Here is a 13740-nt window from a genome sequence, read left to right as displayed (position 1 = left end):
GCGGTGGTGCGGTCAGGCAACCAATATCGCGACCGTTTCGGCGACACAAGCCGGCTTGGGTTCGCCGTCGATTTCGATGGTCCACCGCACGACCGCCTGCATGCCCTGGGTGACCTGCTTGACCTCGGCCAGTTCCGCGTGCGCCCTGACCTTCGAGCCGACCGTGACCGGTTGGGGGAAGCGCACCTTGTTGAGGCCGTAGTTGATGCCCATCGCGAGCCCGTCGACCCGGTAGATGTCCTTGCCGAGCAACGGAATCAGCGAAAGGGTGAGGTAGCCGTGCGCGATGGGCGCCCCGAAGGGGCCATCGGCGGCGCGCTGAGGATCGACGTGAATCCACTGGTGGTCGCCGGTGGCGTCGGCGAACAGGTTCACCTGCTCCTGCGTCACGGTGTGCCATTCGCTGTGGCCCAGTTGTTCGCCCTCGGCCGCGACGAAGTCGGACAGGGTCGCGAACACCCGCGCGCCGCTCATGCCCTCGGCCCTCCCGCGACATAAATGACCTGGCCGGACACGAAGGAGGCCTCGTCGCTGACGAGGAACGAGGTCACGTTCGCGATGTCCTCCGGTTGCCCGACTCTGCGGACGGGGATCTCCTGCGCGGCCGCCTTCTTCATATCGTCGAACGAGATGCCCATGCGCTCGGCCGTCGCCGCGGTCATGTCGGTGGCGATGAACCCCGGAGCGATGGCGTTGGCGGTGACCCCGAACTTGCCGAGTTCGATGGCCAGCGTCTTCGTGAAGCCCTGGAGACCCGCTTTGGCTGTGGAGTAGTTGGCCTGGCCCCTGTTGCCGAGCGCGGACACGCTGGAGAGGTTGACGATGCGGCCCCAGCCCTGTTCCGTCATGTGCTTCTGGGCGGCGCGGCTCATCAGGAACGCGCCACGCAAGTGCACGCCCATGACGGAATCCCAGTCGTTGTCCGACATCTTGAACAGCATGTTGTCGCGGGTGATCCCGGCGTTGTTGATCAGCACGGTCGGCGCGCCGAGCTGCTCGGCGACGGTGGCGACGGCGGCTTCGGCCGACTCGGCGTCACTGACGTCGGCGCTCGCGCCGATCGCTTTCCCTCCGCTCGCGACGATGGCCTCCGCCCCGGCCTTGGCGCCGGCTTCGTCGAGGTCGAGCAGACCGACGGCGAACCCGTCGGCGGCAAGGCGCGTGGCGATGGCCGCGCCGATGCCCCGGCCCGCGCCGGTGACGATCGCGACCCGGGAAGGAGACTCGGTCACTGGTTCCTCCTCGTCGAGTAAGCGTGCGCTTAGGAACGTACCAGATGCGGCGTGCTCGACCCCCGGTTCAGATCGCGGGTGACACCGGTACGCGGCTCGTCGCACCCTCGGCGGCGGGGGCGGTGCACAGACCGATCGTCAGCGCGCCGATGGCCAGAACCTCGTTGAGCGCCATGAGCCGCTCGACGAGACCGAGCGGAATCGCCCGCCACCACGGCTCACCTCCGGCCAGCATCAGCACGACCGCGGTGAGGATCACCCCGAACCAGGCCAGCGAGGTCACGCCGAGCGCGCGCACGACGAACCGGCCGAGCGCCGAATGCGGATACGCCGCTCTCGCCGCGGCGAGTACGGCAAGCGGGAGGAACACGAACGCGATGATGCTGGCGTAGCGGTGGATCGTGCCGCCGAGACTCGGCCCGATCGACCAATCCGTCTTGGGGAAGGCGACGATGATCAGCAACCCGGCGACCCAGCCCGCCGCGAAGATCGTCGACGGTGACCACAGCCGGGACCTGCCGCTCGCGACGAGTGTGGCGAAGGTCGCGGCCGAACCCGCCGCGACGAGCAGCACCGAGATGTCGAACAGTCATTTGCCCGGCCCGAGCGCGTACTCACTGATGGTGCGCCGGACCGGGTCGACGTCGGAGCCAACGGGCAACAGGTGCAGCAGGCCCATCAGCGCACTGCCGCCGAGCAGCGCGGCGAACCCCACGATCGGGAGTAGCCGGGTGTTCCTCGCCGGTGCGTCGTGCGACATGCTTCTCCGTTCCTTGGCCACCTGCCCGGTCTGTCCGTCCTGTCCCCTGAATACCTGGGGATCCGGATCGCGACCACTGACATTGAGCCACGCGGAGAGTGAGAAGGCTGTGATCGCCCCGCCCGAACGGGCCGAGGGCGTCCTGCCCGCCCCCGGCCCGCCCCGGTCAGCCGTGACCGTGGTGGTGACCCTCTCCGCCGGTGTTCACGGTGCGCGAGGTGCTGTCCACCTGGTCGGCCCGGACGATGACGAACTGGCCCATCATGCCGCTGTCCTCGTGGTAGAGCAGGTGGCAGTGATACATGTAGGGCACGTCGGGGTCGACGTCGGTGCCGAAATCCACCACCACCCGCACGGTCTTGCCCGGCGGCAGGTACACGGTGTCCTTGCGGCCTGCCTGCCACGCCGCCGGTGGTTCACCGTCGATGTCGAGGATCCGGAACGCGACGTCGTGGATGTGGAAGTTGTGCGGTCCGCCACCGCCGACGATCTCCCAGATCTCGGTCGCCCCTGCCGCGACCACCTCGTCGATGCGCGACATGTCCATACTCTGTCCGTTGATGCTGCTTCTGCCGCCCAGTTCGAACCTGCGCACTCTGGCCTCCGGCGGAGCCTGAAGCTGCTCGCCGCGCGCGAGGGTCGCCGGAACGACGGCGTCCTGGCCGAGGTCGTCACCCGCCCTGAGCTGGATCAGGTCGAAGGTGTCGTCCCCTCCCGCGAACCGGTCGGTCGGAAAGCCCGCGTCGAGCCCGCCGGGAAAGCTGCGCAGTACCGGGGCTTCACCCGGCGCGAGCCGGACGACGATCTCCGCGCGTTCCCCTGGGGAGAGCAGGATCCTTTCCCTCGACTCGGGCGCGGGAAGCAGGCCACTGTCGCTCGCGATCACCTGGAAGGCGCGGTTGTCGTCGAAACCGATGTTGTAGATCCGCGCTGTGGAGCCGTTCAGGACGCGCAACCTGGTCAGCTCGCTGGTCACCGACAGCCGGGGGTCGTGGGTTCCGTTGACCAGGATCGTGTCGCCGAGAATACCGGTCCCTCCCGCGCCGACCGCGTCGCCGAGACCGCCCGCGCGGCTGAAGTCGAGACTGCCGTCCGGCGCGAACTTCTTGTCCTGGATGACCAGCGGGATGTCGTCGACACCGTAGTCGCCGGGCAGGCCGAGATTGCGGGATTCGGGGTCGTCGATGAGGAACATGCCGGAGACACCCTGGTAAACGTGCTTCGCCGTCTTGCCGTGCGGGTGCGGGTGATACCAGAGGCTCGCGGCAGGCTGCTTCACCGTCCATTCGGGAGTCCAGGTCTGCTTCGGCGCCACCTCCTGATGTGGTCCGCCGTCCATCGAGGCAGGCAGCCGCATGCCGTGCCAGTGCAACGACGACGCCTCTGGCAGGTCGTTGGTGACGTGCATGGTCACGTGATCGCCGGTGTTCGCCCTGATCGTCGGTCCGAGGTAGGCACCGTTGACACCCCACGTCTCGGTCCGCTTTCCGGACAGCAACTCACTGTGCCCAGTCTGCATCCGCAGGTCGAAGTGCTTGCCACCCTCACCGTCGATCCGGGGCTCCAGCAGCGGCGGGATGGCGACCTCGTTGGCGAAGCGCAACGTGCCGGTGTTGTCCGCGCGGACGTCCTGATAGGTGATCGTGAAGACCACGCCGAAGAACGCGCCGACGGGGATCGTGACGATCAGCGCGACGACCATGAGCTTGCCGAACCACCGGCGGCGCCGCCAGAACCGGCGCGGCCACGAGGGCGCGCTTTTCCGCGTCGCGGGGTGTCTGCCTGCGGAATCGGAGGAGGAATTCATGCCGCCAAGCACAGCAGCGGAGGGGGTGCCCGCACTTCCGGAAAGGCCCCCGTTCGTCCCCTGAACCGCGGCCCCTGAATCCCCCGTACTACCCGGGTTGTATGACCTGGCCGAGAACGATGCGGAACACGTTCCGATCTACAGTGGACGGTTCAACCGAGAGCCACTCGCCGATCTCGCCGACGAACTGCTCCGGGGTCATCGGAGGCACGTCGTCTTCGGGCTCCGATTCGGCGCTGAGCTCGCCCGACCTGCTCGGGTACAACACGAGCGCTCCGCGTACCTCGACGCCGGGAAGCAGCGCCTGTATCTCGGCGACGCTCTCCCGCAGCCTGCTGCCACCTCCGAGGAACCGGCGCCCGTTGCGCAACAGTTCGCCGTCCTCGCCGGTCGAGTAGTGGCCCGGCAGCCAGAGCTTCGATTCGACGAGCACCAGCCGCCGCCCGCACAACACGGCGTGATCGATGTCGGCGAACACCGAGTCCGGCCAGGCGAGCCCGTGGAAGATCCGCACGCCAGGCAGGCGGGTGAGATAGCGGGAGAGCAGGTCGGCGGTGAGTCGTTCCCCGATCTGATCGTCATCGGAGCCCGGCCTCCCGAACACGGTGCGACCGCCGAACTCGCTCCGGAACGCGCGCACGGTGTGCAGGGTCGCCAGATGCCTCCTGCCGAGCAGGACCGCGGCAGCCAGCGCGCCGGCCAGCAGCGACAACCAGACGAGCAGCAGCGGGAGCGGGAAGTCGAACAACAACAACGGCAGCACGAGCAACAGCACGGCCCCCGCCGCGACGACCGTCGGCGCGTGCCCCGGCGACCCGGGATGCGCGTAGTGAACACGAGCGATCGCGTCGACCTCGTGCCACCACGGCACCGAGGTGACGTCGACTCTCGGCGCGCTCGGCACGAAGCCGGGCTCCTCGCCGAACCGGCGCGGCCGCCTGCGCGCGAAACCGCGAGGGGGAGGCCACATGGTGGTGGTCACGGATCCGGCTCGTTCGTCAGGTGCCGTCGCGCGGTCGTACTCGGCCCTCCGTGCTGGATCGTTGAGCGTCTCGTAGGCGTCGCGCAACAGCCGGAAAGTACCGGCGGTGCCACCGGTGTCGGGGTGCATCGACCTGGCAAGCGCGCGATAGGCCGACTTGATCTCCGATGGTGTCGCGTCCTGTCGCACACCAAGGAGTTCGTAATAGTCGACGTCGTGCACGCTCACCTCCGCGCCTGGCAGCGCACACAATATGGCGTGCCACGCCACGGCCGGAACGGGCCGCCCGCCACGTCAGGGTGGAATGCGCGTGTGCTAAAGGCTTTCCGCCCTCGAGGACCGAGCCGCCGAAGCCGCCGAGTTCGTGGCGCGGGCGGTTAGATTGGAGTCGTGCTCACGAGCGAAACGATCCTGCTCGACGGTGGACTCGCCACCGAACTGGAGGCGCGAGGGCACGACCTCTCCGACGCGTTGTGGTCGGCGCGCCTGCTCGCCGACGCGCCGGAGGAGATCGTGGCAGCCCATGCCGCGTTCTTCGCGGCGGGCGCCGACGTGGCGACGACGGCCAGCTATCAAGCAAGCTTCGCCGGTTTCGCGGCGAGGGGCATCGATCTCCGGACCTCGGCAGGGCTGCTTCGCCGCAGCGTGACGTTGGCGAAAGAAGCGAGGGACAGTGCGGAGCCGAGCGGCGGACGGCGCCGGTGGGTCGCCGCGTCGGTCGGCCCCTACGGAGCCACACTGGCCGACGGCTCCGAGTACCGGGGCCGCTACGGGCTGTCCCGGCGGGAGCTCACAGCATTCCACCTGCCCCGGATGGAGGTGCTCGCCGAGGCAGAGCCCGACCTGCTCGCGCTGGAGACCGTCCCCGACATCGACGAGGCGGCGGCGCTCGTCGAGGCGCTGGAGTCGCTCGGGCTTCCCGCCTGGTTGTCGTACACGGTGGAGGGCGGGACGACCCGCGCGGGGCAGTCGCTGGCCGAGGCGTTCGCGGTCGTCGCCGAGCGCGACGAGATCGTCGCCGTGGGTGTCAATTGCTGCGATCCGGCCGATGTCGCCCCCGCCGTCGCGTTGGCCAGGGACATCACCGGCAAGCCGGTCGTGGCCTACCCGAACAGCGGGGAGAACTGGGACGCGGACGGCAGGGAGTGGCGAGGTGCCCCACGCTTTTCCCCGGCCGAACTGGCCGCGCACGCGACCGGAGGCCCCGCCCTGCTCGGCGGCTGCTGCCGCGTGCGCCCGGCAGATATCGCGACATTGGCCCGGCACATTCACCTCACCTGATCGGGCGGAGTTCTTTTTTCGAACGGCATGGCCGGAGCAGGCATGTGACGCTCGGATTCCGGGTACCCCGGAGTCGCTTCACGATCATGGCCCGGCAACGGGTCCGGACGGATTGTCGAGCGTGATTGGACAGTCCACTCCGGATGCAGGCCGTATGGCCCTTCACCGGGCCGGGAACGGCCGGCCAAGGAAAGGAATGTGAACCGGATGAACATAACGGAATCGTTCAACGAAGCACTTCGGTCGGTGATTACGTTCCTTCCGAAGTTTGTTGTTTTCCTGGTCATCCTGATCATCGGTTGGCTTGTCGCGAAAGGTCTTCGCAAGCTTGTCACCGTGGTGCTCCACCGAGTGAATTTCGACAAAGCGGTCGAGCGTGGCGGTATCAAACAAGCGTTGGCGCGTTCCAAATACGACGCGACCGGCCTCATCGCGGCACTGGTGTACTACGCCATCCTGCTGATCGCGCTGCAAATCGCGTTCGGGGTGTTCGGCCCCAACCCGGTCAGCGCCATGCTGACGGCGATCGTGGCCTGGCTGCCGCTCGCCATCGTCGCGATCGTGATCATCGTGGTGGCCGCCGCCATCGCCAGCGCGGTGCGCGATCTCGCGGCCAGCGCCATGGGCGGGCTCAGCTACGGCCCGTTCCTCGCCAGGGTGGCGCAGATCTTCATCATCGCGCTCGGTGTCATCGCGGCCCTCAACCAGATCGGCGTGGCGACAGCGGTCACCACCCCGGTGCTCGTCGCGGTGCTCGCCACCATCGCCGGTGTCGTCATCGTGGGTGTCGGCGGCGGCATGGTTCGCCCGATGCAGCAGCGCTGGGAACGCTGGCTGAACAGGGCCGAGGAGGAACTGCCCAACGCCAAGGCGAGCAAGGAAGCCTACGACCGAGGCAGGGAGGACACGATGCGGGCTCAGACCGAGCCGATCCAGACACCGGCCGAACAGCAGACGCCGCAGGACTACTCGCGCTGATACCCCCGCGGCCGGGACTGTCCCGGCGGCGAGGACGGCACGAACGGAACAACACAGCACGGAGAGCAGGCTGGGCCTGCTCTCCGTGCTGTTCTGTGTGCTGGGGGTTGCTCAGGAGAACAGCAACGGGTCCAGGTCGCCGCCGCTGACCAGGGTGACGCCCTCGGTCGCCAGCAGGCACACCGCGATGAGCCGGAGGCTGATCCAGTCCCCGTTGGGCGATTCGTCCTTGCGCAGGAACCAGCCGGAATCCCGGGCGGCGTCCTGCACCCCGCGGGCGTAGCCGGCCAGTTCGACGGGGCCCGCGCGGCCTCCGCTGAGGGTCAGGATGTCGCGTACCGCGGCCGCGTGCTGATCGACGGTGGCCAGTGCTCCTGGTGAGAGGCCACCAGGGGTGAGGCCCGCGTTCCGCAACCGGTCGGCCAGCACGGTGAGTTCACGCCTCGCGGCAGACTCATGCCACGCGCTCGACAACCAACCCATGACCGGAGAGCATACGAACTGGTCACCCGCTTGTGGACGGCGCCCCCATCGTGGTGGAACCAGCAGGATTGCGGACCACGGAGGTCACCGAGCGGCACAGGCTCTACCCTGTCTGAGTGACTGGGAGGCGCGGGTGAGCGCGGACGAGGGGCGGCTGGTCGCCGGCCGCTATCGTCTGCGGAGCCGGATCGGCAGCGGAGCGATGGGAGTCGTGTGGCTCGCCATCGACGACCGCCTCGACAGGGAAGTCGCGGTCAAGCAGCTCCTGTTACCCCCGGGACTGAACGAGACCGAGGCCGACAAGGCCAGACAGCGGGCCTTCCGCGAGGGCAGGATCGCGGCGAGGCTGCAACACCCCAACGCGATCTCCGTCTACAACGTCGCCGACGACGACGGTGCCCCCGTATTGGTCATGGAGTACCTGCCGTCCCAGAGCCTCGCCGACGTGCTCGACGACAGGGGAGTGCTGCCTCCAGCCGAGGCGGCCGGGATCGGCGCCCAGATCGCGCTCGCCCTGACGGCGGCCCATGAGGCGGGCGTCATCCACCGCGACGTCAAACCGGGCAACATCCTGCTCGGCGAGGACGGAACCACCAAGATCACCGACTTCGGTATCTCACGAGCCGCCGGTGACATCACGGTGACCAGCACCGGGCTGCTCGCGGGGACACCGGCCTTCCTGTCGCCGGAGACAGCGAGGGGTGCCGAGCCGGGACCGGCGTCCGATGTGTTCTCCCTCGGCGCGACCTTGTACGCCGCCGTCGAGGGAATGCCTCCGTTCGGCAACACCGAGAACGAGATCGCCCTGCTGCACACGGTCGCGACGGGCCAGGTCATTCCGCCGCGCCGGGCGGGGCAGCTCACCGCGACCTTGCAGGAGATGCTGAGGACCGAGCCCAAGGCAAGGCCCGACATGGCCACGGTCGCCGGGGCGTTGCAGGCCGTTGCCGAAGGCAGGGCCCCCGCCGCGCTCGAACCGCCCACGATGCCCGCGACGGTCCCCGTCGCACCCCCACGGCGCCCTTCGACGAGGCTGGATCTGCACCCGGCGGCCGCGCCGCCGCCAGCCCCGGCGCCGCCGAGCAGGCAGGAACAGCACGCCGTCGCCGCGGAAGCCCCCTCGGGTTCACCACGTTCGCCCAAACGGGTCGCCATCGCCGCGCTGGCGGTGCTCGCCGCGGCGGCCATCGGCATCCTTGTCGCGGAATTGCTGGTCAACAGCACCGACGACGACGGAGCCGCCGCCGCGGCGCCACTGACCACGTCGAGCACCCCGGCGGCGCCCGTCACGACGCCGGCCGTGACCACGACGACGCCGACCCCGGAGCGACCGAGTCCCGCCGAACTGGAGGACGCGGTCAGCGCGTACTACGCGATGCTGCCTGGGGACACCGACGAAGCGTGGCAGGGCCTCGGCGAGGGTCTGCGGGAACAAGGCGAGCGGAAGTACGAGAAGTTCTGGGACAAGGTGGACGAGGTCGAGGTCGTCAGCGGGCCGAACGCGCTCGACGACAGCACTGTCCAGGTTGGTCTCCAGTTCGTCATGGAAAACGGCAACGTCCACCGCGAGGTTCACCGGCTCGGCATGGTCGTCGAGGACGGCCGCCCGCTCATCGACTCCGACGAGGTCGTGTCATCCCGCAAGGTCGACGACGACCGCAAGGGCAGAGGCAACGACGACGACGAGGACGACAACTGAACGGGTTCAGGGTTGCGGACTCAAGGTTTCCTCACCTGCGGTAGTTTTGGTGGCGCCGACATCACTTCTTTGTCCGGTCACGACGGACGAATGATCACCAGCCGGGGACATCTTGAGTCAGGACAACAGCACGCCTGAGGAAGACCGTGCGCCCGAGGGCGAAACCCCTACGATTTGGCCGTCCGAGGCGGACAACTCCGAGGTGAGTGACGCCGAGGAGCGTAGCCGGGGTACCGGGGCAGCGCCGGACGACCCGGAACCAGAGCCGAGAACGGGGAATCCGGCGGGGGAGGATCCACTGGGGAAAGACCGGGCCGTCGAAACCCCGGTGAACGCGGATCAAGCCGGAACTGTTTCGGCCGAAACCGAAGCCACGGGCGACGATCCAGCCGCCGCGCGCGCGGCTGGCGATTCCGACGGCGACGATTCCGATGGCGGCTCCGAGGACAAGAACGACCCCGGGGACAAGGACAACACGGAGCACACCGCCGCCCCGGCCGGCTCGCCGGAAACCGCCGAGCGCCCCGGTTCGGTCGAGCGGGACACAGCCTCGGACATCGCCGACGACACGGATTCTGGGACGAAGCCGGAACGGGAGGCCGAACCGGCCGCTGCTCCGGAAAAGCCCGCCGCTACACCATCAGCGAACACCGAGTCAGTCGGGCAATCCGCCGGTGAACCGGAGAAGCCGCTTCCTGCACCGGCTGGCGAGAAGCGATCCGGCGAAGGCACCGGATCTTCTCCCAGCGCCGGAAAAGCCCCAGACGGCTACCCGGCTTCGGGGCATTCGCGGGAACGCGACCGTGCCGCCGAGGCGGCCGACGCCACGGAAACGACGGAGATCATCGCGTTCGCCGTCCCCGTGGGCGGGACGACGGAGATCGGAGGCTCAGGCGAAGGAAAGACAGCCGAGCCGGGAGAACCTGCCGAGTCCACTGAGTCCGTCGAGGCCGCGGATTCCATCGCGTCCGGTCCCGCGGCCGCCACCGATATTGACAATTCCGCCGAACAGTCCGCTCCGTGGTACACGCGGCTTCGCACGCGCAAGGCGGGAGTGATCGCGGGCGCCGTGCTCGGTGTCCTCGTTGTGCTGTACGGGATCGACCTGTTGGTGAGCCAGGGCAATGTCGCGCGCGGTGTGACCGTCGCGGGTGTCGACGTCGGCGGTATGGGCGAGGTGGAAGCCGAGCAAGTACTGCGCGAGACGGTGCAGCCCAGACTCGACCAGCCGGTCGACCTGAACGCCGGCGACATCAACCACCAGCTCGACCCCGAAGCCGCGGGTTTGCGTGTCGACTGGCCGCGGACGATGAACGCCGCCACCGACCAGCCGCTCAACCCGTTCAGCAGGATCGCCTCGTTTTTCGGCAGCACCGAGATCGGGGTCGTCTCACACTCCAATCCGGAACGACTGGCCGACGCCGTCGACCGGCTGAAAGGCGAGATCGACCGCGAACCCCAAGAGGGCACCGTGCGTTTCGCGGGCACCACGCCGGTTCCCGTCGACCCGGTGCCGGGCCTGCGCCTCGACGCCGACACGGTCACCGACGAGATCCTGCGGCACTGGGTTTCCCCTGGCCCCGTGACGTTGCCGGTCGAAACCCGCTCGGTGCGCAGCACCCCGGAATCCGTCCGCGCCGCGGTCGCCGAGTTCGCCAAGCCGGCTGTCGCCGCGCCCGTCACGGTCAGGGGAGAGGGCGCGACCGCGACCATCAGTACGGAGGTCATCGCCGCGGCGCTGCGCTTCACCGCCACGGAGGACGGTGCGCTGACGCCCGGCGTGGACACCGAGGTTGTCGTCGACGCGATCGGTGGCGAGCTGGCGTCGACCGAGAACCCGGGCAAGAACGCCAGCGTCGTGTTCGGCGATGACGGCCCACGGATCGAGGCCGCGCGAACAGGCAGGAGCATCGACTGGGAGGCGACCCTCGGCGCGCTTCCCGGTGCCTTTACCGGTGACGGCGACCGGCGGATCGACGCCGTCTACACCACATACCAGCCGGACATCACCACCGAGGAACTCGAAGGGCTGGGTATCAAGGACGTCGTCGGCGAATTCACCACGGGAGGATTCGCCAGTGACTCCGGAGAGAACATCCGCGTCGTCGCCGAAGCGGTCAACGGAGCCATCGTCAAGCCGGGAGACACGTTCAGCCTCAACGGCCACACGGGGCCACGAGGTACGGACCAGGGATACGTCGCCGCCGGGATCATCGAAAACGGCGCGCCGGGACGTGCCGTCGGCGGCGGCATCTCGCAGTTCGCCACCACCCTCTACAACGCGGCCTACTTCGCCGGCATGGAAGACACCGAACACAAGGAACACAGCTACTACATCAGCCGGTACCCGGAAGCCAGGGAAGCCACCGTGTTCCAGAACCCCGACGGCACCAGCGTCATCGATCTGAAGTTCCGCAACAACACCGAATACGGTGTCGTCATCCAGACACAGTGGACTCCAACGGACATCACCGTGCGGCTGTGGAGCACCAAACAATACGACGTACAGTCGGTGACCGGCGGCAGATTCAACTACACCTCACCGCAAACCCAGCAAGGCGAATCCGGCAACTGCGTACCCAGCAGCGGCGCGGGCGGCTTCAGCACGAGCGACACCCGCATCATCACCGAAATCGGCACCGGCAAGGAAATCAGCAGGGACACCCGCACCGTCGTATACAACCCGCAACCCGCCATCGTCTGCGGCAGCCCCGACGACGATGACGAATAACCCCGGCAACTGCTTGACAGCGGGTTGAACCGTGGGGCCCCGCCCCCCACCCGCCCTCCCCGGTTCGCCCCTGTCGCCCTTGTCGCCGTCGCCGCACATCGATTGTCGCGGTTGGTCGCGTGCCAGACCACACCCCGGATGCGCACCCGCCGGGGCGCGGGGCAGGGTCCACAGCGGACACCCGGACACCCGGACACCCGGACACCCGGACACGGCTGAGCCCAGCCGAACCGTGCCGACGGCGCCAACGCGCCGTGCCCGCTCCACTGCACCGTACCGACGGCACCCATGACGTCAGCACGACGACGTTGTGCCAGCCAGCATCAGCCGCCGCACGGCGCCACGACGACGGCTGGCGCCGTGACGCCGTCATAGCGTCGCCAGACCAGCACCACACGGCCGCCTTGGCGCGATGCCAAGAGATGTCGCCGACCGGGCTATGCGGGACGCCGGGCCCGCCACGAGACCTGGTGCCGTTCGGTCGGCCCCCCCGTGGGAACGGACGTCGGGATCCGCCGCGGATCCCGGTTCCGGGAAGCGTTTCAGAGCGCGTCGCAGGGGCCTTCGCGCCGGATCGCGCCCGGTGTCAACGGACACCCCGCGGGCGGAACTGGATGCTGATCCGCGGCCCGACCGGCTTGCCGCTCTTCGGGATCGCGTGCTCCCATGTGCGCTGGCACGCGCCGCCCATCACGATCAGGTCGCCGTGGCCAAGGGTGTGGCGCACCGTGCCCGCGACAGGGGGCCCGCTCGTTCCCCGGTCGGCAGGTCGTGCTCGGGGCCGTAGCAGCAACGCACGCGGGGCACCGACCGACAGGATGGCGACCATGGTGTCCTCCGTGCTGCCACGGCCGATGGTGTCGCCATGCCAGGCGACGCTGTCTCGGCCATCGCGGTAAAAGCACAGCCCCGCGGTGCGGAACGGCTCGCCCAGTTCGGCTCCGTAGTGCTCGGTCAACGCCGCGCGGGCATCGTCGAGCACCGGTTCTGGCAATGAATCCTCCTCCTCGTAGAAACTCAGCAACCGGGGAACGTCGACGGTCCGGTCGTACATCTGCCTGCGTTCGGCACGCCATGGCACCGCGGACACCAGCCGCTCGAACAAGGAATCGGCACCGGTGAGCCATCCGGGAAGAACGTCGATCCACGCGCCGGCGTCCAACCGCTCTCTTCGAACGAGGTCGAGTGACCGCAGTGCCGTCTCCTCGGTGGCCGCGAAGAGTGAGCCTTGCAGTGCGGGTGACATGGGTCGATGGTAGCAGGGAATCGAACAGGAGTTCGATAACTCTGGTGGGTGATGTGGGTCCGAAGCCGAAACGGACCCGGCTGGCGGATTGCCCGCGGTAGGTACCGTCTCCTCGGGACGGAATGCGGTGGTATTGATCGTTGTTGCAATACCCGTACCGGTATTCGAACGGAGGACGGAATGGCGACGGTCGAACTGACCAAAGACAACTTCAACGACGTGGTGAGCCAGCAAGGCACCGTGTTCGTGGACTTCTGGGCCTCCTGGTGTGGCCCGTGCCGGATGTTCGCGCCGGTCTTCGAGAAGGCGGCCGAGCAGCACGCCGACATCGTGTTCGGCAAGGTCAACACCGAGGAGCAGGTGGAACTGGCGCAGGCGTTCGGCATCTCCTCGATCCCGACGCTGATGGCCGTCCGTGATGGTGTCGTGCTGTACTCCGAACCAGGCGCGCTTCCCGAGCCCGCGTTCGAGCAGCTGATCGGCAAGGTCCGCGAGGTCGACATGGACGAGGTGCGGCGCGAGATCGCCGAGACCGACTGAC

General features: G+C 68.3%; 13 protein-coding genes. 5 read left to right on the top strand and 8 right to left on the bottom strand.

All coding sequences use genetic code 11. The features are described 5' to 3' along the window. Positions 1–12 precede the first annotated feature (12 nt). The 6 genes from BAY61_RS19455 to BAY61_RS19435 form a co-directional block, all read right to left on the bottom strand. Positions 13–474, bottom strand: a complete 462-nt coding sequence (locus BAY61_RS19455; RefSeq protein WP_091808255.1) for a MaoC family dehydratase — start codon at positions 472–474, stop codon at positions 13–15. Then, positions 471–1232 (bottom strand): 3-oxoacyl-ACP reductase FabG, encoded by a 762-nt coding sequence (gene fabG, locus BAY61_RS19450; protein WP_091808257.1) that lies wholly within the window; start codon positions 1230–1232, stop codon positions 471–473. The genes BAY61_RS19455 and fabG overlap by 4 nt, the downstream gene beginning before the upstream one ends. 67 nt (positions 1233–1299) lie before the next feature. Continuing rightward, a complete protein-coding gene (locus BAY61_RS19445; RefSeq protein WP_342749612.1) occupies positions 1300–1812 on the bottom strand; it encodes a DUF998 domain-containing protein in 513 nt (170 codons plus the stop codon). Positions 1813–1821: 9 nt separating this feature from the next. Then, on the bottom strand, positions 1822–1992 hold the full coding sequence (locus BAY61_RS33925) for a hypothetical protein (RefSeq protein WP_338061486.1): 171 nt from the start codon (positions 1990–1992) through the stop codon (positions 1822–1824). A gap of 166 nt (positions 1993–2158) precedes the next feature. Beyond that, positions 2159–3799 carry a multicopper oxidase family protein gene (locus BAY61_RS19440; protein WP_245865257.1) on the bottom strand — a complete coding sequence of 547 codons (1641 nt, stop codon included), beginning with the start codon at positions 3797–3799 and terminating at the stop codon, positions 2159–2161. A gap of 88 nt (positions 3800–3887) precedes the next feature. After that, positions 3888–5003: a J domain-containing protein gene (locus BAY61_RS19435; RefSeq protein WP_091808259.1), complete on the bottom strand. Its 1116-nt coding sequence runs from the start codon at positions 5001–5003 to the stop codon at positions 3888–3890. A 168-nt stretch (positions 5004–5171) separates the two neighbouring features. Here BAY61_RS19435 and mmuM point away from each other — a divergent pair, with 168 nt between their 5' ends. Together mmuM and BAY61_RS19425 are read left to right on the top strand one after the other, a co-directional pair. After that, positions 5172–6062 carry a homocysteine S-methyltransferase gene (gene mmuM / locus BAY61_RS19430; protein ID WP_211323533.1) on the top strand — a complete coding sequence of 297 codons (891 nt, stop codon included), beginning with the start codon at positions 5172–5174 and terminating at the stop codon, positions 6060–6062. A gap of 207 nt (positions 6063–6269) precedes the next feature. Continuing rightward, positions 6270–7040: a mechanosensitive ion channel family protein gene (locus tag BAY61_RS19425; RefSeq protein WP_091808262.1), complete on the top strand. Its 771-nt coding sequence runs from the start codon at positions 6270–6272 to the stop codon at positions 7038–7040. Positions 7041–7151: 111 nt separating this feature from the next. Here BAY61_RS19425 and BAY61_RS19420 read toward each other — a convergent pair whose 3' ends face one another. Further along, positions 7152–7523 (bottom strand): DUF6401 family natural product biosynthesis protein, encoded by a 372-nt coding sequence (locus BAY61_RS19420; protein WP_091808264.1) that lies wholly within the window; start codon positions 7521–7523, stop codon positions 7152–7154. A gap of 133 nt (positions 7524–7656) precedes the next feature. Here BAY61_RS19420 and BAY61_RS19415 point away from each other — a divergent pair, with 133 nt between their 5' ends. After that, a complete protein-coding gene (locus BAY61_RS19415) occupies positions 7657–9222 on the top strand; it encodes a serine/threonine-protein kinase (RefSeq protein ID WP_256328129.1) in 1566 nt (521 codons plus the stop codon). A gap of 202 nt (positions 9223–9424) precedes the next feature. Continuing rightward, positions 9425–11953 (top strand): VanW family protein, encoded by a 2529-nt coding sequence (locus tag BAY61_RS19410; protein ID WP_143021411.1) that lies wholly within the window; start codon positions 9425–9427, stop codon positions 11951–11953. 586 nt (positions 11954–12539) lie between these two features. Here BAY61_RS19410 and BAY61_RS19405 read toward each other — a convergent pair. Beyond that, positions 12540–13199, bottom strand: a complete 660-nt coding sequence (locus BAY61_RS19405; protein ID WP_091808270.1) for an alpha-ketoglutarate-dependent dioxygenase AlkB — start codon at positions 13197–13199, stop codon at positions 12540–12542. A 180-nt stretch (positions 13200–13379) separates the two neighbouring features. On the opposite strand from BAY61_RS19405, the gene trxA reads away from it, so the two are divergent. Further along, positions 13380–13739 (top strand): thioredoxin, encoded by a 360-nt coding sequence (gene trxA, locus BAY61_RS19400; protein WP_091808271.1) that lies wholly within the window; start codon positions 13380–13382, stop codon positions 13737–13739. Position 13740 lies beyond the last annotated feature (1 nt).

Origin of the sequence: Prauserella marina (genome assembly GCF_002240355.1) — a bacterium.
GTDB classification, from domain to species: Bacteria; Actinomycetota; Actinomycetes; order Mycobacteriales; family Pseudonocardiaceae; genus Prauserella_A; species Prauserella_A marina.
This window is presented reverse-complemented; position numbering and strand designations above follow the sequence as displayed.

Excerpts from the sequence above, each read along its gene's own strand:
- BAY61_RS19405 (WP_091808270.1), bottom strand. The coding sequence starts at position 13,199 with ATGTCACCCGCACTGCAAGGCTCACTCTTCGCGGCCACCGAGGAGACG.
- BAY61_RS19455 (WP_091808255.1), bottom strand. The coding sequence starts at position 474 with ATGAGCGGCGCGCGGGTGTTCGCGACCCTGTCCGACTTCGTCGCGGCC.
- BAY61_RS19440 (WP_245865257.1), bottom strand. The coding sequence starts at position 3,799 with ATGAATTCCTCCTCCGATTCCGCAGGCAGACACCCCGCGACGCGGAAA.
- BAY61_RS33925 (WP_338061486.1), bottom strand. The coding sequence starts at position 1,992 with ATGTCGCACGACGCACCGGCGAGGAACACCCGGCTACTCCCGATCGTG.
- trxA (WP_091808271.1), top strand. The coding sequence starts at position 13,380 with ATGGCGACGGTCGAACTGACCAAAGACAACTTCAACGACGTGGTGAGC.
- BAY61_RS19420 (WP_091808264.1), bottom strand. The coding sequence starts at position 7,523 with ATGGGTTGGTTGTCGAGCGCGTGGCATGAGTCTGCCGCGAGGCGTGAA.
- BAY61_RS19425 (WP_091808262.1), top strand. The coding sequence starts at position 6,270 with ATGAACATAACGGAATCGTTCAACGAAGCACTTCGGTCGGTGATTACG.